The sequence below is a fragment of the Dorea chungnamensis genome (genome assembly GCF_039832125.1).
Lineage (GTDB): Bacteria > Bacillota > Clostridia > Lachnospirales > Lachnospiraceae > JAFBIX01.
Map to the genome: position 1 here is coordinate 165233 of NZ_JBDOHT010000001.1, position 23528 is coordinate 188760.

At 38.9% G+C, this 23528-nt stretch carries 21 protein-coding genes and 1 pseudogene; 16 read left to right on the forward strand and 6 right to left on the reverse strand.

The annotated features are described in order from the left end of the window. Positions 1 to 71 precede the first annotated feature (71 nt). From ABE613_RS00840 to ABE613_RS00855, 4 genes are all read left to right on the forward strand, one after another. Positions 72 to 1307 carry a helix-turn-helix domain-containing protein gene (locus ABE613_RS00840; RefSeq protein ID WP_235232367.1) on the forward strand — a complete coding sequence of 412 codons (1236 nt, stop codon included), beginning with the start codon at positions 72 to 74 and terminating at the stop codon, positions 1305 to 1307. 258 nt (positions 1308 to 1565) lie between these two features. Continuing rightward, on the forward strand, positions 1566 to 2879 hold the full coding sequence (locus tag ABE613_RS00845) for a sugar ABC transporter substrate-binding protein (protein WP_235232366.1): 1314 nt from the start codon (positions 1566 to 1568) through the stop codon (positions 2877 to 2879). A gap of 66 nt (positions 2880 to 2945) precedes the next feature. Next, positions 2946 to 3761 carry a carbohydrate ABC transporter permease gene (locus tag ABE613_RS00850; protein WP_510182337.1) on the forward strand — a complete coding sequence of 272 codons (816 nt, stop codon included), beginning with the start codon at positions 2946 to 2948 and terminating at the stop codon, positions 3759 to 3761. Next, positions 3761 to 4597, forward strand: coding sequence for a carbohydrate ABC transporter permease (locus ABE613_RS00855; protein WP_235232364.1), 837 nt, complete (start codon positions 3761 to 3763; stop codon positions 4595 to 4597). The genes ABE613_RS00850 and ABE613_RS00855 overlap by 1 nt, the downstream gene beginning before the upstream one ends. A gap of 79 nt (positions 4598 to 4676) precedes the next feature. Here the strand turns inward: ABE613_RS00855 and ABE613_RS00860 are convergent, their stop codons facing one another. Next, positions 4677 to 5702 carry an NAD-dependent epimerase/dehydratase family protein gene (locus ABE613_RS00860; RefSeq protein WP_235232363.1) on the reverse strand — a complete coding sequence of 342 codons (1026 nt, stop codon included), beginning with the start codon at positions 5700 to 5702 and terminating at the stop codon, positions 4677 to 4679. A 183-nt stretch (positions 5703 to 5885) separates the two neighbouring features. Between ABE613_RS00860 and ABE613_RS00865 the strand changes: the two genes are divergently transcribed. Beyond that, positions 5886 to 6218: a DUF3784 domain-containing protein gene (locus ABE613_RS00865; RefSeq protein ID WP_235232362.1), complete on the forward strand. Its 333-nt coding sequence runs from the start codon at positions 5886 to 5888 to the stop codon at positions 6216 to 6218. A 125-nt stretch (positions 6219 to 6343) separates the two neighbouring features. On the opposite strand, the gene ABE613_RS00870 is transcribed toward ABE613_RS00865, so the two are convergent. From ABE613_RS00870 to ABE613_RS00890, 5 genes are all read right to left on the reverse strand, one after another. Next, positions 6344 to 7369: a TRAP transporter substrate-binding protein gene (locus ABE613_RS00870; RefSeq protein ID WP_235232361.1), complete on the reverse strand. Its 1026-nt coding sequence runs from the start codon at positions 7367 to 7369 to the stop codon at positions 6344 to 6346. Between the two features lie 10 nt (positions 7370 to 7379). Next, a complete protein-coding gene (locus ABE613_RS00875; RefSeq protein WP_235232360.1) occupies positions 7380 to 8669 on the reverse strand; it encodes a TRAP transporter large permease in 1290 nt (429 codons plus the stop codon). Between the two features lies 1 nt (position 8670). After that, a complete protein-coding gene (locus tag ABE613_RS00880) occupies positions 8671 to 9279 on the reverse strand; it encodes a TRAP transporter small permease (protein ID WP_235232359.1) in 609 nt (202 codons plus the stop codon). 88 nt (positions 9280 to 9367) lie between these two features. Beyond that, entirely contained in the window at positions 9368 to 10129 is a 762-nt protein-coding gene (aroD, locus tag ABE613_RS00885; RefSeq protein WP_235232358.1) for a type I 3-dehydroquinate dehydratase, read from the reverse strand. Positions 10130 to 10183: 54 nt separating this feature from the next. Further along, complete coding sequence (locus tag ABE613_RS00890) at positions 10184 to 11392, reverse strand: MFS transporter (protein WP_235232357.1); 1209 nt, start codon at positions 11390 to 11392, stop codon at positions 10184 to 10186. A 243-nt stretch (positions 11393 to 11635) separates the two neighbouring features. Here ABE613_RS00890 and ABE613_RS00895 point away from each other — a divergent pair, with 243 nt between their 5' ends. The 11 genes and pseudogenes from ABE613_RS00895 (at position 11636) to ABE613_RS00945 (ending at position 23526) form a co-directional block, all read left to right on the forward strand. After that, positions 11636 to 12520: a LysR family transcriptional regulator gene (locus ABE613_RS00895; RefSeq protein WP_235232356.1), complete on the forward strand. Its 885-nt coding sequence runs from the start codon at positions 11636 to 11638 to the stop codon at positions 12518 to 12520. Between the two features lie 122 nt (positions 12521 to 12642). Then, the gene (locus tag ABE613_RS00900) at positions 12643 to 14664 is read left to right on the forward strand and encodes an oxidoreductase (protein WP_235232355.1); all 2022 of its coding nucleotides are present in this window, start codon (positions 12643 to 12645) and stop codon (positions 14662 to 14664) included. 75 nt (positions 14665 to 14739) lie between these two features. After that, positions 14740 to 15630 (forward strand): quinate/shikimate dehydrogenase, encoded by an 891-nt coding sequence (locus ABE613_RS00905; protein WP_334302611.1) that lies wholly within the window; start codon positions 14740 to 14742, stop codon positions 15628 to 15630. Between the two features lie 382 nt (positions 15631 to 16012). Continuing rightward, positions 16013 to 17365: a uracil-xanthine permease family protein gene (locus ABE613_RS00910; RefSeq protein WP_235232353.1), complete on the forward strand. Its 1353-nt coding sequence runs from the start codon at positions 16013 to 16015 to the stop codon at positions 17363 to 17365. A gap of 78 nt (positions 17366 to 17443) precedes the next feature. After that, positions 17444 to 17569, forward strand: a pseudogene (locus ABE613_RS00915) (sporulation transcriptional regulator SpoIIID); the annotation flags it as partial. 502 nt (positions 17570 to 18071) lie between these two features. Further along, the gene (gene hxsD / locus ABE613_RS00920; protein ID WP_347375362.1) at positions 18072 to 18437 is read left to right on the forward strand and encodes a His-Xaa-Ser system protein HxsD; all 366 of its coding nucleotides are present in this window, start codon (positions 18072 to 18074) and stop codon (positions 18435 to 18437) included. After that, positions 18437 to 18637, forward strand: coding sequence for an HxsD-like protein (locus ABE613_RS00925; protein WP_347375363.1), 201 nt, complete (start codon positions 18437 to 18439; stop codon positions 18635 to 18637). The genes hxsD and ABE613_RS00925 overlap by 1 nt, the downstream gene beginning before the upstream one ends. Continuing rightward, the gene (locus ABE613_RS00930) at positions 18637 to 19668 is read left to right on the forward strand and encodes an A24 family peptidase (protein ID WP_347375364.1); all 1032 of its coding nucleotides are present in this window, start codon (positions 18637 to 18639) and stop codon (positions 19666 to 19668) included. Before ABE613_RS00925 ends, ABE613_RS00930 begins: the two co-directional genes overlap by 1 nt. Continuing rightward, positions 19659 to 20765: a His-Xaa-Ser system radical SAM maturase HxsC gene (hxsC, locus tag ABE613_RS00935; protein ID WP_347375365.1), complete on the forward strand. Its 1107-nt coding sequence runs from the start codon at positions 19659 to 19661 to the stop codon at positions 20763 to 20765. Before ABE613_RS00930 ends, hxsC begins: the two co-directional genes overlap by 10 nt. Then, the gene (gene hxsB, locus ABE613_RS00940; protein ID WP_347375366.1) at positions 20762 to 22153 is read left to right on the forward strand and encodes a His-Xaa-Ser system radical SAM maturase HxsB; all 1392 of its coding nucleotides are present in this window, start codon (positions 20762 to 20764) and stop codon (positions 22151 to 22153) included. The genes hxsC and hxsB overlap by 4 nt, the downstream gene beginning before the upstream one ends. A gap of 2 nt (positions 22154 to 22155) precedes the next feature. After that, positions 22156 to 23526, forward strand: a complete 1371-nt coding sequence (locus ABE613_RS00945; RefSeq protein WP_347375367.1) for an MORN repeat-containing protein — start codon at positions 22156 to 22158, stop codon at positions 23524 to 23526. The last annotated feature ends 2 nt before the right edge of the window (positions 23527 to 23528 follow it).

Here is a 23528-nt window from a genome sequence, read left to right on the forward strand (position 1 = left end):
GAAAAGAGTTGAATTTGGTTTGCACGTAGTGATATGCTGGTTCTCAAGAAAACATGGTTGGGAGAAAAATTATGAGAAAAGAATCCGATATAATGAACATGAAAGTCTATGAATCCATGTGTTATAGCCTGGCGAAAGCATACACTACAGGAGTACGTTTGTATCAAGACGGCACTCCTTTATATTATTTTTCGCCTTACTGTATTGAGCCAGATCCGTTAGGTCCCTTTTTATCTCAAATCATAGATTCTGGACATGATGTAGGCATAATCACGACATCTTTATATCAGTTTTATGCTTTTCTTACATTAAAGCCAGGTCTTCGACTAATTCTTGGACCAACGTGTGCTTTAAAAGGCAGCGGACAAGAAATGGAAGAATTGCTGGCAATCCTGAGGATTGAAGAAGAGAAAAAGAATGCTTACGTTCGATGGTTATGCAGCACGCCTGTCATTAACATTCAGCGGCTTGCATGGTTGTTAGTATCTCTAGAAACAATGTTGCGAAAGCGGGCATTTGCGATTGAGGAAGTATGGATGGAAAGACCGCCGGAAAGCATCCAGAATTCTGTACAAATAGAGTATACCGGGAATCGAATGAATAATATAGAAGATATGGGATTATCTCAGGCAGTTGAGCAAAGCTTTAGTTGGGAACAACTGGTATGTTCTTATGTTGAGAATGGACAGGCAGACCAGCTGAAAGAACTATTCAGTGCTCCGCCGAAAGTATACACAGGGAGTATCGTATATGATGAATTGCGGCAAATAAAAAACAGAGGGATTGCCATGGCAGACAGCGTATCGAAGGCTGCGATTCGGGGAGGACTGGATGTTCAGCAGGCATTTCTTGCGATGGAACTATATATTCAGAAGCTAGAACTGATGCAGGATTGTCCTGCGGTAGAACGGCTTTTTCAGGAAATGGTGATTGATTTTGCAGAGCAGGTAGAAAAATTACGATGTCCTGCAGATGATAAAAGGCACTTTTGCAGAATGTGTATTCAATATATTTCACGGAATGTTTTCGCACCGATTCGAACAGAAAGTATGGCAAAAGAATTAGGCTATAGCAGATCCTACTTATGTAGCCGATTCAAACAGGAGATGGGACTTTCTATTACCCAGTACATTCAACAGGAGAAGACAGAAGAGGCAAAACGCTTACTTCGTTTCAGCAATTACAATTTAAGCGAAGTAGCAAGTCTGCTTAATTTTTCCTCTCAGAGTCATTTTCAGACGGTGTTTAAAAGAATCACAGGCGAGACCCCGTTGGCATATCGAAAGAAAGTAAAAGTAATAAAATAATTCAATGTATAGAAAATGTAAATAAATACAAAAATATATTACAAAAATCAATAGATATATCCGGAAGAAATAAAACAAATATAAAATAAAACTAACATATATGAAATACTGGAAAATCCGTGGATGGTAGAATACAGATATCCGGGTATCGGAACATTACTTAATAGTATTGAAATATATCAATTCATTCAGAGGATATATTTGCAGAAGCCAGTAGAAGAGTAATGGAAGATATGAATAGACGAAAAGGGAGGAAATATGATAGGAAGCTTCTGGACATATCATATAAAAACTATGAAGAAGAAACTAATCAGTGTATTGTTGATTGCCGCTATGACGCTTACCATGCTTGCGGGCTGTGGCGGAAGCAAAGAGAGCAGTGAAAGCAGTGAGGATGCAGCTGAGGAATCATCAGGAGAAAAAATTACATTTATGGTACCTGACTGGGGTGTACCAACAGATGATCAGCTTGCTGCATTTACAGAGGAAACAGGAATTGAAGTTGAGATTGCTGAAGTTGGATGGGATGATATCCGTGAGAAATTAGCAACAGCTGCTTCTGCCGGAGAATGTGCAGCAGATGTTGTGGAAGTTGACTGGTCATGGGTCGGAGAATTTGATGCGGCAGATTGGTTAGAGCCATTGGAAGTATCAGATGAAGATAAGGAAGATATGCCGACACTCGAAACATTTACAAAGGATGGAAAGGTTCTGGCAATTCCATATGCGAACGACTACCGTTTGTCATATTATAACACAAAGCAGTTTGAAGCGGCTGGTATTACAGAGGAACCACAGACTTGGGATGATGTTCTGGAAGATTGCAGAACACTTAAATCTACAGGGACTGTAGACTATCCATTTGCAATTGCATTAAATGCAGAAGAAAAGACATCTACATGTTTAATGTGGCTGGCATATACCATGAATGGCGTGGTATGGAACGATGACGGAACTTTCAATAAAGATTCTGTATTAGAAGCATTGAAGTATATAGAAACATTGGTAAATGAAGAGTTAGTAGCTCCAGAAGATAAGACATCTTCAGGTATGGATGCTTATATGCGTATCTGTGGTGGTACAGCAAGCTTCCTTACAGGTCCTACCTCTTTCATATCCAGAAGCCAGAACGAAGAAATCTGCAGCGTTGTTGGAGAAATCGAATCCATCCTTGTCCCGGGTAAAGATGGAAAAGCAACTCAGACAATGGCACTTCCAGAAGCTATTGGTGTTACAAAAGCTTCCGAGAACAAAGAAGCTGCTAAGAAATTCGTAGAATGGTATACATCTGCTGATATGCAGAAACAGTTAAATGAAACAAACAGTGCAATTCCTACACGTAATTCTGTTCTGGAAGAGCTGATCAATGACGGAACGATCGAGAATGCAGGAGCAATGTTAGAAGAAGCAAACTTAATCTCTTCTCCATTCCCGAACGGAGTACCTTCTTATTATGCGGAGATGAGCAGTGCAATGTACAATGCAATCAATAAGATGGCACTTGGCGAATGCACAGCAGAAGAAGCATTTGATGAGATGGAAACAGCTTTAGAGAAATTAATCAACGAATAATTTAAGGAATAAATGATGAAAAAAAAGATATTACCTTATCTTTTACTAACACCCATGATTCTTATCATGGGTGTATTAGTATTTTATCCGATCATTGCTACATTTTCATACAGTTTAAAGAAATGGAAGCTGACAGCTCCTGGAGATATTCACTATATAGGAATTAAGAATTACATTGATATTATTCAGTCAGATTCTTTTTGGTACAGCCTGCAGAATACAATCTTTATCCTTGTATTTGTTGTTGTGTTTACAACGATATTTGGATATCTGGTGGCAGCTTTTCTTAATGTTGATGTGAAATGGTCTGGTTTGTTATTGGCATTAGCGATTCTTCCGTGGGCATTGCCGCCTTTTGTAAATGGTATCTTATGGAAGTTTGTATTTTTCTCTGGATATGGATTTTTGAATAAACTTTTGATTGGCATTGGAATTATCAGTAAACCAATTGAGTTCTTAAGCTCAAGATGGACACTTCTGCTGGTGATTTCCATTGTTGTTGTCTGGAGAAGCATCCCTTTTATGGCGCTCGTTTGTCTGGCCGGACGTCAATCGATTCCTGACAGTCTGTTTGAAGCAGCAAAAATAGACGGAGGTACATCAAGGACTATTTTCTGTCATATTATGATGCCGCTTATGAAACCTTTCCTTGCAGTAGGAATTACTTCAACATCGGTAACAGCAATCAATGTGTTTGATGAAATTGTGGCTCTTTCGGGATACAGTGATCTAGGAAAGAATATCTTAATGGAAAGTTATCTGACCACATTTACATTCCTGAATTTTGGAAAAGGAAGTGCCATGACATACATTGTAATGTTCTTCGCATTGATCCTTGGAATATTCTACTTGCGAAGCCTAAATAAGGAGGTGGAATATTGATGAAATATGCGAAAAAATTCGGATATGTTCTGGCTACGATTTTGTTCCTGATTTTTACGGTAGGGCCTTTTGTCTGGACCTTTATTATATCCATTACACCTGATTACGCAATTTTTGCGCCGACGAGCAAGCTACTGCCAGATGATATGATATTTTCCAATTATGTGGAGATGTTTTCCGGAAGCCGGAGAGGAAATACTTTTTTTACTGGAATGTTTAATTCTTTAAGGGCAGTCTGTATTACGCTTTGCATCGGGATTCCGATTGCGATGATGAGTGCCTATGCATTAAGTAGAATGGAATTTAAAGGAAGGAAGGTTATTAAGAATCTTCTTTTGGTAACAATGGTTATTCCTGTAATGGCAACGATTATTCCGCTGTATCGTATGTTTGCAATGGCAAAATTGTTGAATAATATTGTCTGGCTCAGTATGGTGTATGTGAGTTCCTACCTTCCAATGGCAACCTGGCTGATTTCCAATTATTTTGCAACGATTCCAAAGGAGCTGGAAGAGGCAGCTATGATTGACGGATGCGGAAAAGCGGCTTCGTTTTTCCGAATCATATTGCCGCTTTCCTATCCAATTATATTATCAGTCACGCTGATTATGTTTTTAAATACCTGGAGCCAATTCCAGATTCCACTGATTCTGGCATCTTCTATGGAAACAAAGCCAATGGCAATTGTTGTATCAGAATTTATGACCAAAGATTCCATACAGTATGGTCTGATTGCAGCTGCAGGAATGATTGCGTTGATTCCACCGGCGGTGACGGCACTGTTCTTCCGGAAATATCTGATTTCTGGTATGATGAGAGGCTCTGTAAAAGGGTAATAAGTTGTAAAAATATATATTCATTCGAGCATCCCGCAATACATGCCTTCGGCTGGCGGGCTCTGCTCGATAATGTATTTTATATACCAGCTTTGGAGGATTCCAGAGCATTGATCACGCGATCACACCAGGCATCAAATTCTGGATCAGGTATCTGGCATTCTTCAGGGTGGGATAATACATAATCAAGGGCAATTCGTACGCCCTGGTCGAGGCGGACCGTAGTTCTCATATCAGGCACAACTCTTTTTAGTTTCGTGTTGTCAAATACGACAGAGACAGATTTGTCACCAGTCAGTTTTCCTTCGAAATCATATCCATATTTATCACCAACTGCAGAGAGATAGTCTGAAGCTACATGGTAAGGGTGAAGTGTCACGCCCAAAGCATCTGCGATCGTCTGATAGATCTGATTCCATGTAAGAGTTTCATCTCCGGTAATCTGGAATGCTTCTCCGATTGCATGACGATTGCCCATAAGACCGGTATAACCAATTGCAAAATCTGTATTAAATGTCATAGTCCATAGAGAAGAGCCATCTCCGTGAATAATGACAGGTTTTTCTTCGATCATTCGCTGAACGACCTGCCAGGAACCATTCTTCCCATGGACACCCAATGGAATACGACGCTCGTCATAGGTATGGCTTGGACGGACAATTGTTACCGGAAAGCCTTCTTTTCGATACTTATCCATCAGGAATTCCTCACAGGCAATTTTGTCCCGGGAATATTGCCAGTGTGGATTCGCAAGAGTAGTTCCCTCTGTGATCAGATAATTGGCAGCAGGTTTGTGGTAGGCAGAAGCAGTACTGGTAAAGATATACTGCTTAGTTTTTCCTTGGAACAGGCGGTAATCGCGTTTTACATCTTCGACATGATACCCGATGAATTCACAGACAGTGTCAAAAGTCATATCCTTGATTGCTTCTGCAACAGCTGCTTCATCATGAATATCAGCAATAATCTGATGAACGCCTTCTGGTACAGCCTGTGTCCGGCTGCCACGGTTGAGAGTCCATACTTCCCAGTTCAATTCTTGTATAAGCCTTTTTACGATAGCGGTACTGATTGTACCCGTTCCCCCAATAAATAATGCTTTCATAGTATAATCCCTTCTTTCTTCAGAATCCTTTCCCTCAATTTTTTGTATATTCTATCGTGTGATTGGTTTGAAGATCAATTAGATGATATCAACAGGTTACTAGTTTATTTTATCATATTTTTAGTATATACTATATCAGTAGGAGTAGATTTTTGCAAAAGATGCGAAAAAGGAGGAGTTCGAATGAAACTGGCGGATGTATCAAACGGACCAGATTGGATCGTATGGGTAGTGTTTGTAATCTTTGTAGTCATCTCCATCGTTCTGCTCTCCGGACATGGGAGCTGGTTTATTGCCGGTTACAATACAGCCTCAAAAGAAGAAAAGAAAAAATATGATGAGAAGAAGTTATGTAGGACGATGGGGATTGGAATGGCAGTGATCTCCATCCTGATTCTTATCATGGAAGTGTTTGAAGATGTATTGCCGGTTAGCTTTGTATATATATCGGTGGGAATTATACTGATTGATTGTCTGGTGATTATTATCGTAAGTAATACGATCTGTAAAAAGTAGATGCGGCTGCTTCATCGGCAATAAATTGGTGTGAATAGAATAAAAGTTGTATGGATAATGAAGGAGAAATCGGCATTAGCCGATTTCCCCTTTTCTTTTGGAATTTTCCCGGTGGATTCTTGATTTTATTCCATTCCCAGATATGTGTTGTAGATATCTTTCGAGATATTTGCTTTGATATCTTCATACACATTCTGGGAATTTTCTCGGATTTCATCTCTTACTTCATCAGAGAGGGTAATGATCTCTGTGCCGCTGTCTTCAATTGTAGTAATTCGTTCAGCAATTCTCTCATCAGACTGTTTTCGGGCATATTCTGTTGCGGTCTTTGCGGCCTGAGTCATGATGTCCTGTTCTTCCTTAGTGAGATTCTGGAAAAATGCATCATTTACGATCAGGGAGATCAGATGTGGCAGGTGGTTGGTCTCCACCACATAATCCTGCTGCTCATATAGCTTATTAGATACGATGACTTCATATGGATTCTCCTGCGCATCAATTGTGTGCTGCTGAAGTCCAATGTATACTTCACTGAAGCTCATCGGTGTCGGGTTGGCATGTAAGCTTTTCCAGAATGCCAGGTGGTAGCTGTTTTCCATGGTCCGAATCTTCTGGCCCTTAAAATCTGCAAATTCATATATTGGCGTGTTGGTACTCATGACACGGAACCCCTGATCAGCCATCCCCAGAAGATGGTAACCGCCTTCCGTGTACACATTACTGATCAAGTCGAAAAATTCTGGGTCATCTAAGGTCTCTCTGCAATCGTCCAGTGAATCGAATACACATGGCAGGTCAAAAACTGCGAGATCAGGCATGAAGGTTACCTGAGGAGCAGTGTTCTGTACAATGAATGGGATATCGCCGTCTGCGCAGGTCTCCAGAAGATCACGGTCACCTCCGAGCGTAGAGTTGGGATAGACCTGAATCTTCATCTTCCCGTCACTGAGACGTGAGACTTCTTCCGCAAATTTTTCGGAAAAGATCTGAGTAACGGTGTCTTCTGGACTTGCAGTGGCAAGCGGCCATGCGTAACGCTGTACATCCTCTTCTTCACTGGAATTACCACAGCCGGTAAGGAACAAAGAAGAAGCTATTATAAGGACAAGGCCGGTAGATATTAAACGCGATTTTATCTTACGAAATTTCATTTCATGCCTCCTATAACAATGCCAGAGAAAGTGCCGAGATGAATGTAATCAAAAGTAATGCAGCTAAAAAGTATATAATCATGGGCATAGCTTTCTTCGCAATTGTCATGACCGGAACATCTGTTAATGAGCTGGCAACAAAAAGATTTACTCCGATTGGAGGAGTTACAAATCCAATGGCAAGGTTCACTACCATGATTACACCGAACTGAACAGGATCCATACCAAGATTCGTAACGATTGGCAGAAGGATTGGTGTCAGAATCAGGATAGCAGGTGTCGTATCCATTACCATACCTACAATTAATAGGAACAGATTAATCACGAAAAGGATCAGCACAGGGCTATGGAAGTTGTTGCTGATAAATTCACTGACTGTCTGAGGAACCTGCATTAATGTCAGTACCCTTGAAAAAGCAGTAGAAGTCGCCAGAATGAAAAGAATGGGGGTAAATGTTCGGATTGCTTCTTGTAAGATACCCCAGATGTCCTTGATTCGAATACTTCTATATACAACCAGACTGATAAACAGAGCATAAAACACGGAGATAACAGCAGCCTCTGTCGGAGATGCAATTCCGCTGTAGATGCATCCAAGAATGATAACAGGACTTAAAATTGCAAAAAAGCTTTCTTTGATTACTTTGAATAACCCTTTGTCGTGTAATCTTTTTACTTCCGCATGAATCTTTTCTTTGTCTTCTCCATTACGTTTACAATAGAAGATAGCATAGAACATGAGAAGTCCGCCAATCATGAGACCGGGAATGATACCTGCCAGGAACAGATTGCTTACGGATGCTCCAGAAGCCATTCCGTACATGATGAATGGAATGCTTGGTGGAATAATGACACCTAAGCCGCCGGCAACAGCAACAATCGCGGTAGTAAAGGTAAGATCATAACCGAGACTTGTCAGAATCGGAATGGTCATACTTCCAACTGCGGCAACAGTAGCAGGTGCAGAACCAGAGATTGCTCCATAGAAAAGACATGTCACAATTACGGCACAAGGCATGCCTGCTGTCAGATTACCAAGAAAGTATGCAAAGATGTCGAATAACTTTCTGGAGATACCACCCTTGGCCATGATGATTCCGGACAGAACGAACATCGGAACTGCCAATAATGGGAAAGAATCCAGACCGCCAAACATCGCCCGAATCAAATATTTTGCACCTACTGTGAAAGACGGGTCACATATGGATGGAAGGACGGATGTGATTCCAAGTGTAATAGATACAGGAATCGCAATGATCAGTCCGACCACGAAGATGATAAATAATAAAGCGACTGGCATATTACGAAACCTCCTTACTTGAGTCTTTTATATTATGGGTGAGGTTGTCAATTTCGGATTTGGTGTCAGCATTTGCCTGAATAAATGATTCCGGAGTGTTTCGTTCCGGGTGTGCCGGGTCAAAGACATTCTCACCTCTGGCAATACGGAATTCAATGATCCATCTCTGCAGGATTCGGAATGCAACCAGAATAAAAGAAACAAAAGGTGCTGCCTGAACGTAATACATTGGAATGGAGCAGGCAGGGGATACCTGACCGCTTTCTACGGCAGACATCATATAAGAATATGCAAAAGGAATCATGTAGATAAAGAATATCAGCTCGAAGGTATGGTTGATAACCTTGATGACTGCTTTTCCGCGCCGTGGAAATATTGCGACAAACTGTTCAATCTTAATAGATAAGCATTTTTTGCTGCAGTAACTAACGCTAAGAAAGCCGCACCATATAAACAGATAGCGTGTTAATTCTTCTGACCAGGACAGAGACATTCCCAGTGCATAGCGGCAAAAGACCTGTATGCCCATGATGAGTGTCATTCCGATCAGGAGAATGATCAGAAGAAATTCTTCAAGATTTTCATCCAGCCAGTGAATTGCTTTTTTCATTTTTACCTCCTTGCAAGATATCTGATAACCTGACTATTGCCCGAAGCCCGTTATGGACTCCAGGCAATAGTCAAGGTTTTTGTGATTTTTATAATGCGTTATGAAGTAGTTCAAGAACAGTGCTTAAATCATTCACGCCCATCTGTCCTGGAGCAGAAGCTTTCTTTGCAGCACCAAAAGTCAGTGCAGAACCAAATACTTCACCGCAGAGACGGCTGATTACACCGGTACCTGCCATAGACATGGTAATGATCGGTCTGTCGGCATATTCGGATGCCATTTCCTCTGTTGCGGCAAGAAGTGTAAGTACATCCTTTTTATTCTGAGGCATTACAGCAATCTTCGGAATATCAGCGCCCAGATCCTGCATTTTTCTAAGACGGCCTACGATATCATCCTTATCAGGAGTCTTGAAGAAATCATGGTTGGATGCCACAACCTTTACACCTGCAGCATGAGCACCTTCAATAATCTCTTTTACGATCTCGTCACCGGTGAATACTTCAACATCGATCAGATCAACATATCCTGACTGGGCAGCTTTGATGTTTAACTGTGCATAAGCTACATCCTCAATTGCCTTTTCGCCACCTTCCTTGGAAGTACGGAATGTCATCAGGATAGGTGTATTTCCCAGAGCATCTCTTAAGTCTTTCAATACATCGAGTACCTGATCAAAGTCAAATACACCTTCGAACCAGTCAACACGCCATTCCACAACATCGACCGGGATAGCGTCAAATGTCTTTGCTTCAGCAATAATCTCTTCTTTTGTTACTCCAACGATCGGTACACAGATTTTGGGGATACCGGCACCGATTTCAATATCTCTGACACGAACTGTATTCATATTTTATCCTTCCTTTTCTATCATAGTTTGCCAATTATTTTGATTATAATGAAATTATTCAGCAGATGCAAGCTCCACCATTTTTGCATAGCGCAGGTTTACAAATACTCCAAGAAGTACGCCGATTGCGGTAAGAATGATGTTCATCGTCATAACGCCAGACGGACTCATCTTTGAAGCTGCTGTTAAGATTGTATAGTTACAGAGTGAAGATGCGATCATAACTAATGCAGTTACCGTACCTTTAATCTTCGGGAAGAGCATATTACATACAGAAGTTGCAATCTGAAGAAGTCCGCCTGCTCCAGCCCACCCGATTACGAATGCACCAACAATGCAAAGTGTCTGTGACTTGCCCATGAGTACCAAGATCATGGTCGCAAGACAGATTGCTGGATAGACCATAATGAAGCGGACATCTTTAATCTTACGTGTCAAAATTGCAGTTACGATCAGTGCGAGCATAGTTCCCATGGAGTAGTAGGTCTGCATGATAGAAGGATCAGCCCAGCCTACCACTTCTTTGGCAAAATTCTGTGCACAGTTCAGCCATAACTGGAAGGTACCAGTGCAGGTGAATCCAATCAGGATCATAGCAACGGATTCGATGGAGAAATGTGTTTTCTTCATGCTTTCCAGTAAGCCTTCTTTCTTCTCTTTCTTCGCATCGGCATCCGGAAGAGGTGCAAAGAGAATCAAGATTACTAATATAATGTAGCAGATACCACAACCAATGAATAATGGGTTGTAAGATACAAGACCGGAAGCAGATGTTGTTACGGCAATACCGAGCACGAATGGAAGCAGCATCTGAGAGATAGCGATAAAGAACTTGATTCCCATCGTTGCAACACCAGGTGCAGAGTAGAATACTTCAGCAACAGCCGGGTAGATACCAGTATCAAGGAATGAATTGGCAATACCGCCGAGGATCGCGCAGATGTAAGCAATCTGGTAACCGCCATTTGCTCCTGCATTAAAAGCAAGTGCAAGACCAATTAAGTAGATTGCGTAGGAGGCACCTCCGATTACACAGGAAATGCGGCGCCCTAACTTGTCAGAGAGAGGACCGGCGAATGGAAGAGCAATCAGTCGTCCAAGACCTAATGCGGCAGAGATTGCTGTGATTGCCATTGCTTCTACGCCCCAGCTTGCTGCCAGAGCATCTTTGATGACAGCCTGTCCCAGAATAGAACAGCCGACACCATGGATAAAATAGTTCAGGTACAGAATCAGTGCACTTGGTAAATACTTTTTGTTCATTGGTAATGTTCTCCTTTTTGTGTTTTGTTTTCTTAGTATTCTGTCACAAACATAAGAAATGCAGCACCATATCGTTAAAAAACTAACGATTTGTTGTTTATATTTTATCAATCGGCGAATAGAATTTCCAATACCAATATATGTGAAAATTGATGCGTTCAGGCTATTGAAATGTTAGAATTATAAAGATAGAGATTATAAATCCATAGGTTTTATAGAAACAATCTATATAAGGAGGTGCGTATGACACTCAATCAGATATATTATTTTCAGACGGTTGCCAGATATGAAAATTATCGAAAGGCAGCAGAGGAACTTTATATCTCCCAGCCATCCTTGAGCCGTTCCATTGCGTCTTTAGAAAGCGAGCTTGGTGTCTTGCTTTTTGAAAAAAATGGAAGAGGGGTCAATCTGACAAAAGGTGGAAAACTTTTTTTGGAATATGCGGACCGGATTATTGATGAATGTGAGATTGCGAAGAATAAGATGAAGGAAATGGCAAGTGACGGAGGAAAGATTGATATTGGTTATGTATTCCCGCTTGCAAGTCACTACATTCCTCATAACGTAAGAGATTTTCTTAATAAAAAAGAAAATAAGAATGTTACATTTAACTTTTTTCAGAATCATACGAGTGCAATTGCAAAAAAAGTCAGATCTGGTGAGCTGGATGTCGGCTTCGGCGGATATATAGATAAAGAGGAATTTGAGTTCTTTCCTGTATTATCAGAAGAAATGGTACTGATTACACCAAAAGGGCATGAATTAGAATCTCATAAAAAAGTCTCTATCCAGGAACTACGGAATTATCCGGTGATCGGATATGACCGGGAATCCTGGCTTGGAAATTACACAAAGCAATTATATCGAAGGCTGGCATTTCAGCCCAATATTGTGGTGGAGTGCCCGGATGAACATTCCATTGTGGCTTTGGTGAGTGAAGATTTTGGAATTGCACTTGTTCCGGCAATTGAGGAGATCAATGAGAATCGTGTTAATATTCATAGATTTGATGATATTGAATTAATGCATCACACTTTCATGTTCTGGATGCGGGATCGTTATCAGCTGCCGGCCGTAGAAAGATTTATCGAATATATGAAGCAGAAAGCGCCATCATTGGAATGATAGCTTTAATGTATTAATAATTGACATAAAATGTATTTTACGTTATTGGTTCGCGGGATTATAATGAAGTCGTCACAAACAGAAGAGATGCCTTTCACAAATAATGATAAGGAGAGGGATTCATGAAAACAAATTATCCTAAGATATTTGAACCTTTAACAGTAAAAAGAATGACGATCCGTAATCGTATCGCTATGACTCCGATGGGAACTAATTATGGGGAGACAAGCGGTGAGATGAGTAACCGTCATATGAATTATTATTCCTTGCGTGCAAAAGGCGGAGTTGGCCTGATCATCTTAGAGAATGCCAATGTAGAATATCCTGTTGGTTCCAATGGAACAAGTCAGATTCGTATTGATCATGACAGTTTTATGCCACGTTACTACCAGCTGGTTGAGAACCTTCATAAGAATGGTGCGACAGTTGCGATTCAGATTAACCATGCAGGTGCATCTGCTTCTTCTGCAAGAACCGGAATGGAGACGGTATCCTCTTCCAATATTCCAACAAAAGTTGGCGGAGAGATTCCTCGTCCAATGAAAAAAGAAGAGATTCTTACAACTGTAAAGAAATATGGGGAAGCTGCAAAGAGAGTGCAGGCAATCGGGTTTGATGCTGTAGAGATTCACTGCGGACATTCATATCTGATGAGTCAGTTTATTTCCCCATATTATAATAAGAGAACCGATGAATTCGGAGGATCTGTAGAGAACCGCCTGCGTTTTCCACGCATGGTCTTAGAAGAAGTACGTAAGCAGGTCGGACCCTGGTTCCCGATTATTGTACGTATCTCAGCAGAAGAGCGTGTACCTGAAGGAAATACGTTAGAGGATACTCTGGAATATCTTCAGTATCTGGATGAATTTGTGGATATGTATGATGTATCCTGTGGCCTGAATCCATCTCTTCAGTATCAGATTGATTCGAACTACTTGCCGGATGGATGGCGTTCTTATCAGGCAAGAGCTGTCAAAGAAAAGTTTGGCAAACCTGTCATCAATGCCGGAAACTACCGTGACCCAGAGGTTGTAGAGAAAGTCCTCGAAAGCGGAGATGTAGATCTCGTCGGTATGGGACGTGGATTGATCGCGGATCCGGACTGGGTGGTAAAAGTCCAGAAAGGTGAAGATGATATGATACGAAAATGCATCTCCTGTAACGTCGGATGTGCCGGAAACCGTATCGGTGTGAATCGTCCGATTCGCTGTACAGTCAATCCTGCAGTTCCGGAAGGAGATATCTATAAGAAATTAAGAGTTAAGAAAAACTGTAATGTAGTTGTAGTCGGCGCAGGTACTGCAGGTCTTGAAGCTGCATGTACAGCAGCAGAAGTCGGATGTAATGTATTCGTACTGGAGAAGAAAGATCATGTTGGAGGATTATCTACATTTATTTCCGACCTTCCAAGCAAGACGCGTATGAAAGACTTCCCAAGATATCTGGAAAAACGTGCTGAGAAACTGCCGAACTTATACATGTTCTTAAATACAGAAGCTACCATTGATAAGATTAAGAACTTTAAGCCGGATATCGTTGTAAACGCGACAGGTTCTGTACCATTGGTTCCACCAATCCCAGGCCTGAGAGAGAATATTGCAGCCGGCAATGTAGCGACCATCTTTGATATGATCAATAACCTGAATGCAGGGAAGTACCCAGATGACTTCTGCAAAGGTAAGAAAGTTGTTGTTATGGGCGGAGGATCTGTAGGACTTGATGTGATTGAATACTTTGCACCACGGGGAGCAGAATGTGCTATCGTTGATATGCTTCCGCAGATTGGTATGATGGCAGATCCGATTACAAAGTGTTCGATGCGTGAGACCCATGACAAATACGGTGTAAAAGAGTACGTGAATACAGCACTCCAGGAAGTAAAAGAAAATGCATTTGTTGTAAAGACTCCGGAAGGCGAGATTAAAGAACTGGAATTTGACCTTGGATTTAACTGCCTGGGAATGAGAGCAAACAATCCACTCCTTGCAGAATTAGAAGAAGCATTTGCCGATACAGATACTTATGTATACCCAATCGGAGATTCTGTTCGTGCCCGCCGCATTATGGAAGGAACCATGGACGGCCGTGCTATCTTGAATGTACTCGAGTTCAAAGGATTATTAGACCTGGATGAGATAAAGTAGAATCTTTGAAATAGAAATAAAAAATAGATAAAAAAGTAAATTCAATAAAAGTAAACAGAGAGAAAAGAGGTAATAATCATGCCAAATATAACAGGACATACAGAACTAGTTGGATTGATGGCTTATCCGATTCGTCACACACAGTCACCTACGACACACAATCTTGCATATGACAAGAATGGCGACGATGTGATTCAGCTTGCTTTTGAAGTAGATAACGATTCTCTGGAGGCAGCAGTAAACAGTATCCGCGCGTTAAAGATGCTTGGATCTAACATCTCCATGCCAAATAAAACAGTCGTTCACAAATACCTGGAAGAAGTTGACGAGGCAGCACAGCTCTGTGGAGCCATCAATACCGTTGTAAATATGCGTGATGAGAATGGGCAGGTTACGGGAAGATTAAAAGGATATAACACTGACGGTATGGGATATTGGCAGGGAATCAAAGAAGAAGGAATTGACTTTAAGGGAATGAAGATGGTTCTGATCGGAACGGGAGGAGCTGCTACAGCCATTGCTGTTCGGGGAGCATTGGATGGAATTGCAGAACTTCACATCTTCAATATTAAGGATAAATTCTACGCTCGTGGAGAAGAGATTGTTGAAAAGATCAATAACAACACAGAATGTAAAGCAACCATGAATGATCTTGCAGATCTTGATCTTCTGAAAGAAAAAATGCAGGAAGCAGATATTTTCTGCGATGCGACAGGAGTAGGAATGCATCCGTTGGAAGACCTCTCAAATATTCCGGATACATCCTTCTTCCGCCCGGATCTGATCGTAACCGATACGGTATATGCTCCACGCGAGACAGTTATGATGAAGCAGGCAAAAGAAGCTGGCTGTACAAGAGTATATAACGGAATGAGTATGATGCTCTTCCAGGCATTGATTGCCATTGAGCTCTACACCGGGAAATCCACTGATGTAGAATACATGAAAGAGCAATTAGGAATCTAATCATAAGAATATCCCTCCATAAAAATAACATCAGGGTAAGCCTGATGTTATTTTTTAATTCCAGTGAAAGTTTTCTTTACCTGCCCCGATCAATATAGCATCTGCACACTCCAGTTTCTATTTTAAGATAGAAGGAATGCAGCTTCCTGAAGCGTCTGCCACATTAGAAGCAGAATACCGGAAAGCGGCAAACATTGAATAAATCTGAAAGTATTATGCTTAGATTGAATTGTATATAGGTAGATGTTATACTTTGTTTAAACAGGTGGTTGTATATGTGTTGGGAGATTTATCAAATTAAAAGAATTCACATAAAAGTATAAAGTAAGCGAGGAACGTCAGCAACAATTGCCTGTAAGCATAATAAAAGAGGAGAACAAAAATGGCAAAAGAAAAGAATGCAGCAAATGTCAGTAATATTTACCGATTAGGGGGACGGGTCCCTGTTGCGAAGGCAATTCCATTCGGTTTCCAACATGTATTAGCAATGTTTGTAGCAAATGTAACTCCGCTAATTATTATTGCGGGTGTTGCAGTATATAATGGACAGGCATTTACGCAGATAGAGACGGCGCAATTGATTCAGAATTGTATGCTTGTGGCAGGTATTGGTACATTGATACAGCTATATCCTATCTGGAAAATAGGCTCCGGACTTCCGATCGTTATGGGTTTAAGTTTTACTTTTTTAGCTGCATGTCTTGCGTCGGCTTCTCAGGATTACGGATACATGATAGGTGGTATCATCGTTGGCGGGTGTATTGAAGGTGTCTTAGGTCTTACAGCAAAATTCTGGAGGAAGCTAATCCAGCCTATCGTTGCCGGCTGTGTAGTTACGTCCATTGGTCTTAGTATTTTGAATGTAGGCGTTTCATCTTATGCCAGTTCTGCAAAATATGAAATCGGGGCATGGCAAAATCTTCTGGTCGGTACCATTACATTGGTTGCCTGTCTGACATTTCATGTGTTTGCCAAAGGCGTACTGAAGCAGCTGAATGTATTATTTGGTCTGATCGTTGGATATATTGTGGCCATTTGTTTTGGAATGGTAGATTTCTCGGCAATGGGCACCACGATTTCACAACTGGGGGTATTTTCATTTCCTTCATTATTTGCTTACGCACCTAAATTTAACATCGGTATTATTATTTCATTTGTTATTGTTTTTTTAGTTTCTGCGGTGGAAACGATCGGAGATACTACAGCCGCATGTACAGGTGCTCTTGGAAGAGATATCACAGATGAGGAAATCAGTGGATCTCTGGCTGTGGACGGATTTATGTCAGCGATTGCCGGAGGTGTTTTTGGAGTATCCCCAATTACGTCATTTAGCCAAAATATCGGTCTTTTGAAAATGACAAAAGTAGTCAATCGCTTTACAATCATGTTTGGTGCATTGCTGTTGATTCTTGGAGGCTTGTTTCCTCCGATCGGTGCATTTTTATCGACCTTGCCGGATTGCGTTCTTGGCGGATGCACCGTCATTATGTTTGGATCTATCGTTGTTGCCGGATTCGAGATGATTGCAAAAGTAGGATTTGATCATAGAAATATGATTATCGTTGCCACCTCTTTGTGTGTAGGGGTAGGCGTAACACAGGTGGAAGGCTTCTTCTCAGGATTGCCATCAATCTTCGGGGATATTTTCGGCTCCAATATGGTTGCCGGTGTTTTCATAATTTCACTTGTTTTGAGTTGGGTGCTGCCAAAAGACATGGAAATAGAAAGTGAGTAATACGGCAGACATTTTTATACCGCATATTGCTACCTACCCCTGCATACATTGTAAAAACAATAAATGTAGGGGTTTGGTATGAAAGATTATATTGAGGAACGGGCAGTAGAGATCGCATATTATATCATTGAACATAAGGCGACAGTGAGGCAGACTGCAAAAAAATTCGGAGTAAGCAAAAGTACCATACATATGGTAGTAACAATAAAGAACGTATTATGAGAGCGGTGTATGTGGTGAAATGAATAGGGGGAAATGAAAGGTCGGAGAAGTTCCGGCCTTTTATAATGCGAGGGTATGGGGAAACGAAATCCCCATCAAGATTTTAGACTAGTAGAAAGACAATAGAGTAAGATTACGATAGTGTATTACGGGGTGGATCTTGTTCTTAACAAAATCCTTTAATGTACGAAATTATTTATTTCACAGTTAGTGACAAAGAGATATACAATTGAAAATATTTCCATGTTGGAATATAATAAAATTGACGTTTTTCTATTATTTGAAATAAATTTTGTATTATTTTATAACGAGTGAAATTGTTACAAAATGGAATATTTCACGGAGAAGAGTTTCCAGGTATTGTAAAAATGGAAGTATTAAGGGACTGTGTTGAAAGGAAAAACTTGTTTGGTTCTGAAAAATGCAGAGAAGCCAGAAAATCCCCGACATCAAAAACGTCATTCAGAAGGAGAATAAACGAGTTATGCAAATAGAATTTGAAGAAATGCTCAAATTTAGTAAGGAATTATATTCAAGAACAGCACTCATCAAGGCGGCTTATAATTTTACAGATATAGCATATATCCATTTAGATGCGGATGATGATTATTATTATGCTTTTATATCAGCTAAAGAGGAAGGAAAATCCATTTCGGAAAAAGATTTTATTAATGAAATGCTTTCTCAAAGTGTAAGACATGTAGTTTATAAACAAACAAAAAATATTAGAGAACTTATGCTTGCCAGGGCAATGGCTTCGAGTGTAATGCTAAATGAAAATTATGATAGCTTGGAAGATGAAAATGAAGAATTTTCTGAAGATGAAATATTAAAGGATTGGTTCAAATAATGATAACATTACAGTTACATTCGGAAATTTTTTCCGTTGATAATATTGAATATACCAAAGAAGCATATGCAGATTTCGCAAATATCAATATTAAATCAGAGAATAATTATTGGTTAGTAACCTTTTCGGATTGTAAATATGATGAAAAAGAAACTATCAAAGCCTTTGAAAATTATCTGATTGGATTGGAGAATTCTTAATGGGATGGATGGAAATACTTTTTCTTCTGGTTATGCTTTCTTTATGTTTAGCTGTTATTAAAACTGATGTAACAGAAGGAATGGTTTACAATAAGACGCTATTTCCTTTTTTGGTACTTGCAATAATAATGGATTTTTTTTACTATGGATTCTTTTACCGTGAAATGATATTTCCATTTGTTATAAATGTCATTGTTGTTTCTATAGCCAGTTTTTGTTTGTTCTATACGCATTGTTTTGCAGGAGGAGACTGTAAATTAATAATTGTATTATCACTGCTCTATCCATCAAACTGTTATATAAGTTATGGAAATAACTTGATTACAGTTGTCTTTACTATTGGTATTGCAGTTTTTTATGGGTATATTTATTTATTAGTGACTTCAATATACGCCCTTGTAAAAAAAGATAATAAAATGACGAGAAATTACGTAAAAGGTTATCTATGCTCATTTTTTAAATCTTTTTTTACCGCACTTATCTATATCAGTGCAGTCACTTTGATTTTACACTTATTGGCTGAAATGGGATTGTTTGTTCCAGTTTGGATTACTCGGATAATTTGCATTGTAGTTTCTTGGATTGCTGGTAGATATCCAATACTTAGAAAAAAACAAATTTTAATATCTGTTCTTATTTTTGATATTGTGTTGGCAATTTGCTTGAGACTTATTCCATTCTCGATTCATCCTGAAAACTATATTTTGGTAGTTGCACTTTTGATTTGCCAAATGACTATAAAAACAAGCTTATATCAAGAGATTTCTATAGATGAAATTAAAAAAGGAATGATCTTGTCAATGGGATCAACAGTTTTAATGCAAAACTCAAGGGTGAGAGGGCTGCCGAAAATATCCTCAGAAGACTTGAGAGACCGCCTTACAGAGGATGAAGTAGATAGTGTTAAACGATGGGCCAAAGGTAAAAAAGTGGAAACACTTACTATCGTAAAAAAAATACCTTTTGCTACTTTTATTGCGCTTGGATTTGTTAGTTATATGTGTGCTTGGGGATTATTGTCATGGGTATAAAAATAGAGAATTATGCTGAAGGATTTAAATATGTATCTTTAGCATTAGATGAACAAACAAAGAAAGACTTAATTGAGGATGAATTGGATTTTATCTTTCTTGATAAAAAAGAACTATTTCTTTTTCCTTCAAGGATAAAATTAGAAATAAATGCGGATGGAATTTGCGAATTATTACATCACAATAATTATGATGTATATGAAATATGGCCAGATGGAAGAATGTATCTCCGATATGACACAACTTCTGTCGATAATTATTTTTTCGTTACAGGTAAGTGCAATTCTAATTGTATCATGTGCCCTTCTCCAGATTATACAAGGAAGAATGGTGACGAAACAAATATTGAAAATTTAATTACCTTGGCTAAACATATTCCGTCAGATAGCCCACATTTAACCATCACAGGCGGCGAACCATTTTTAAGCGGAGAAGATATTTTTAAATTTATTTTTTTGTTACGTGAAAAATTCCATAAAACAGAATGTTTGTTTTTAACAAATGGAAGAATATTTGCCTTGGATAAATATGCCAAGATGCTACGGGATTCAATACCGAATAATAGTATTCTTGCAATTCCCATCCATGCTTCAACCGCAGAGCTTCATGATCGTATCACTCAAACTAAAGGAAGTTTTTCTCAGACAATATTGGGGATTAAACGACTGTTGAGATATGGTATTCGAATCGAAATACGAATTGTTGTTTCTAAGGTAAACTGTGAGGACATCAACAATCTGGCGGAATTTATTATCCGTGAGATTCCACAGGTCGAATATATTAGTGTAATTGCAATGGAAATGACGGGAAATGCATTTAAGAATAAAGATAGATTATGGATTCCTTATAAAGAAGCATTTTACTATGCCTCTGATGCAATTAATAAATTAATAAATAACGGAATCGATGTGAAATTATATAATTTTCCGTTATGTACTGTAGATCCTTCGTGCTGGATGATTTGCGAGAGAAGTATTTCTCCGAATAAAGTTCGTTATAGTGAAAATTGTGATGGATGTAATTATAAACAGTCGTGTGGTGGTGTGTTTGCAGGCACAATAAATATTGAAAGAGATGAGTTGAAGGCAATTATATGAAGTTGAATTATTTTAATTTCAAATCTTTTGGGGAAAAGATTCTTTTAACAAATGATTTGGGAGAATTTATATTTATTAATGAATCAGAATTCCGGGATCTGATCAGTCAAAAAGTTAAGAATGGATCTTTGTTGGAACAGAAGTTAATAGAACATCATATGATTTATGATGAAACAGCGTTAGCGTTTTCAGACACAAACCGATATGATCTTAGATTTGTAAAGAACCATTTAAATATGTCTGCATCATTACATATATTTGTGGTCACAACAGCATGTAATATGGGATGTGTATATTGTCAGGCCAATAATGGAAGTAAATGTTCGAATCTATTTATGGAAAAAAAGATGGCTGAGAAAGCGGTTGATATTGCACTTCAATCCCCGACAAAGTGTTTAACCTTTGAATTTCAAGGAGGAGAACCTCTGCTGAATTTCGATGTAATAAGGCATATAGTAGAATATACGGAAGAAAATAAAGGCGCACATTTTATTAATTATAATATTGTGACCAATTTGACGTTGCTTGATGAAAATATATTGTCTTTTATTAAAAAATATAATTTTGGAGTGTCTACATCTATTGATGGTCACGATTTACTTCATAATCATAATAGACCATACAAAGATGGGTCACCAACATACAATAAAGTGATTGAATCTGTTGGCAAATTACGTGAAGCAGGGATATATGTTGGTGCAATTCAAACCACGACAAGAGAGTCTTTGAATTATCCAAAAGAAATTGTTGAAACCTATTATAATCTCGGTTTTGACAGTATATTTATCCGACCTTTAACACCTTTAGGAAAGGCAACGGTCAATTGGAATGAGATTGGATATTCCCCTGAGGAATTTTTAGAGTTTTATAATGAAGCATTAAAAACAGCAATTCAACTAAATAAGAACGGATCTTTCTTTAAGGAAGAACATGCTTCTATTTTACTTAAAAGGATTGCTGGACAATTTGTAAATTACATGGAACTTAGATCACCTTGTGGAGCAGGAATTGGACAGATTGCTTACTATGCTGATGGAAATATCTTTACATGTGATGAAGGACGAATGTTATATGAAATGGGCAATAAAGCATTTTGTTTAGGAAATGTAATGACGAGTACATATCAGTCTCTTATAAATAATAGTACATGTAAAGCTATTTGTGCATCCAGCATTCTAGAGACTATTCCTTCATGTTGTGATTGTGTCTATCAGCCATATTGTGGAACATGCCCAGTGGTTAGCTTTGCTGCAAATGGAGATATTATAGAAAAAACTCCACATGGTTATAGATGTAAAATTTATTCTGGAATATTAGATGAACTCTTTTCTCTATTTCTAGAAAACGATAATAAGAAAATGCAGGTATTGCGTTCATGGAGTAATTAACAATGGCAAATGATAAAAAAGCAGATTTATTGGTCAAAAATGAAGAATCAACATTGGAAGCGATTAATGTTGATACTAACGAGGAAGAAATTCCTGAAGATGAATATAGAAAAGCAAAGAAGAAAAGGAAAAACAAAATTATTGCAGGATTAGTTTGTGTAGCAATCGTTGAAGCTAGCGTAGCTGGGGCTTTTTCTTATGTAATAAATACTCATCATATTCAGAAGCGCGTTATACGAGAATATGAATATCAGAAAAATGGATTTGTGTCTACAACTATGGGTAACTATTCTGGAGACATGGATTTTGGATTATTTGATGGAACTGGTGAATTTATATTTGATACCGGTGCTGTATATACAGGAGAATGGGAAAATGATCAGATACAGGGATTAGGTAATCTTAAAATTCCTATAGAAGGAACTTACGAGGGGGAATTTTCATCAGGAGAAAAATCTGGTATTGGTTTATTTACCTGGGCTGATGGCGATTCTTATGAAGGTGAATGGAAATCTGACAAGATGAATGGTCAAGGCGTATATACAACAGCTGAAAATGTTACATATACGGGAACTTTTGAAAACAATAAATTTAAAGAAGGTACCTGTGAATTTGAAAATGAAACAGGTAAATACATAATCGCCTTTGACAATAAAGAAATACGTAGCGCTGAAATTACATATCAAGATGGTACTACTTATTCGGGTGATTGCAATAAGAGTGGAATTTCCGGATCTGGAACCATGGTGTTTTCAAATAATGATTCATATTCAGGAGAAATAGAGAATGATAAACGTTCAGGAAAAGGTATATATACTTGGAAATCCGGTGCTTCTTATGATGGTGATTGGCTAAATGATGATATGTCTGGTACTGGAACGTATACTTATTCCAAAGATAATTATGCGACAGGGACATTTGAAAAGAATATTTTTATAGAAGGATCATATCACGTATCAAATGATTTCGGAACCTATACATTTGTTATCAAAGAAGGTGAACCTACCTCTGTTGAAATGACATTAAAAAACGGAACAAAATATTCCGGAGATATGTCAAATGGAAAGCTAAATGGAAAGGCCCAAATTACATATAGTAATGGAGACAAATATAGCGGTATGGTGTCAAACAACCAGAAGTCAGGGCAGGGAACATATGAATGGACAAGTGGTGCTTCTTATGAAGGAGAATGGTCTGAAGATAAAATGAGTGGAACGGGATCCTATTATTATTCTCCAACGGAAGGTGGCTATATGCTTACTGGAGAATTTAAAAATGGGTATCCTGATGGGGAGTGTACATATTATGTATCGTCTTCAGAGTATTATAAAACAGATTGGTCAAATGGAAAATGTGTAAAGGTGTATGAGTAATT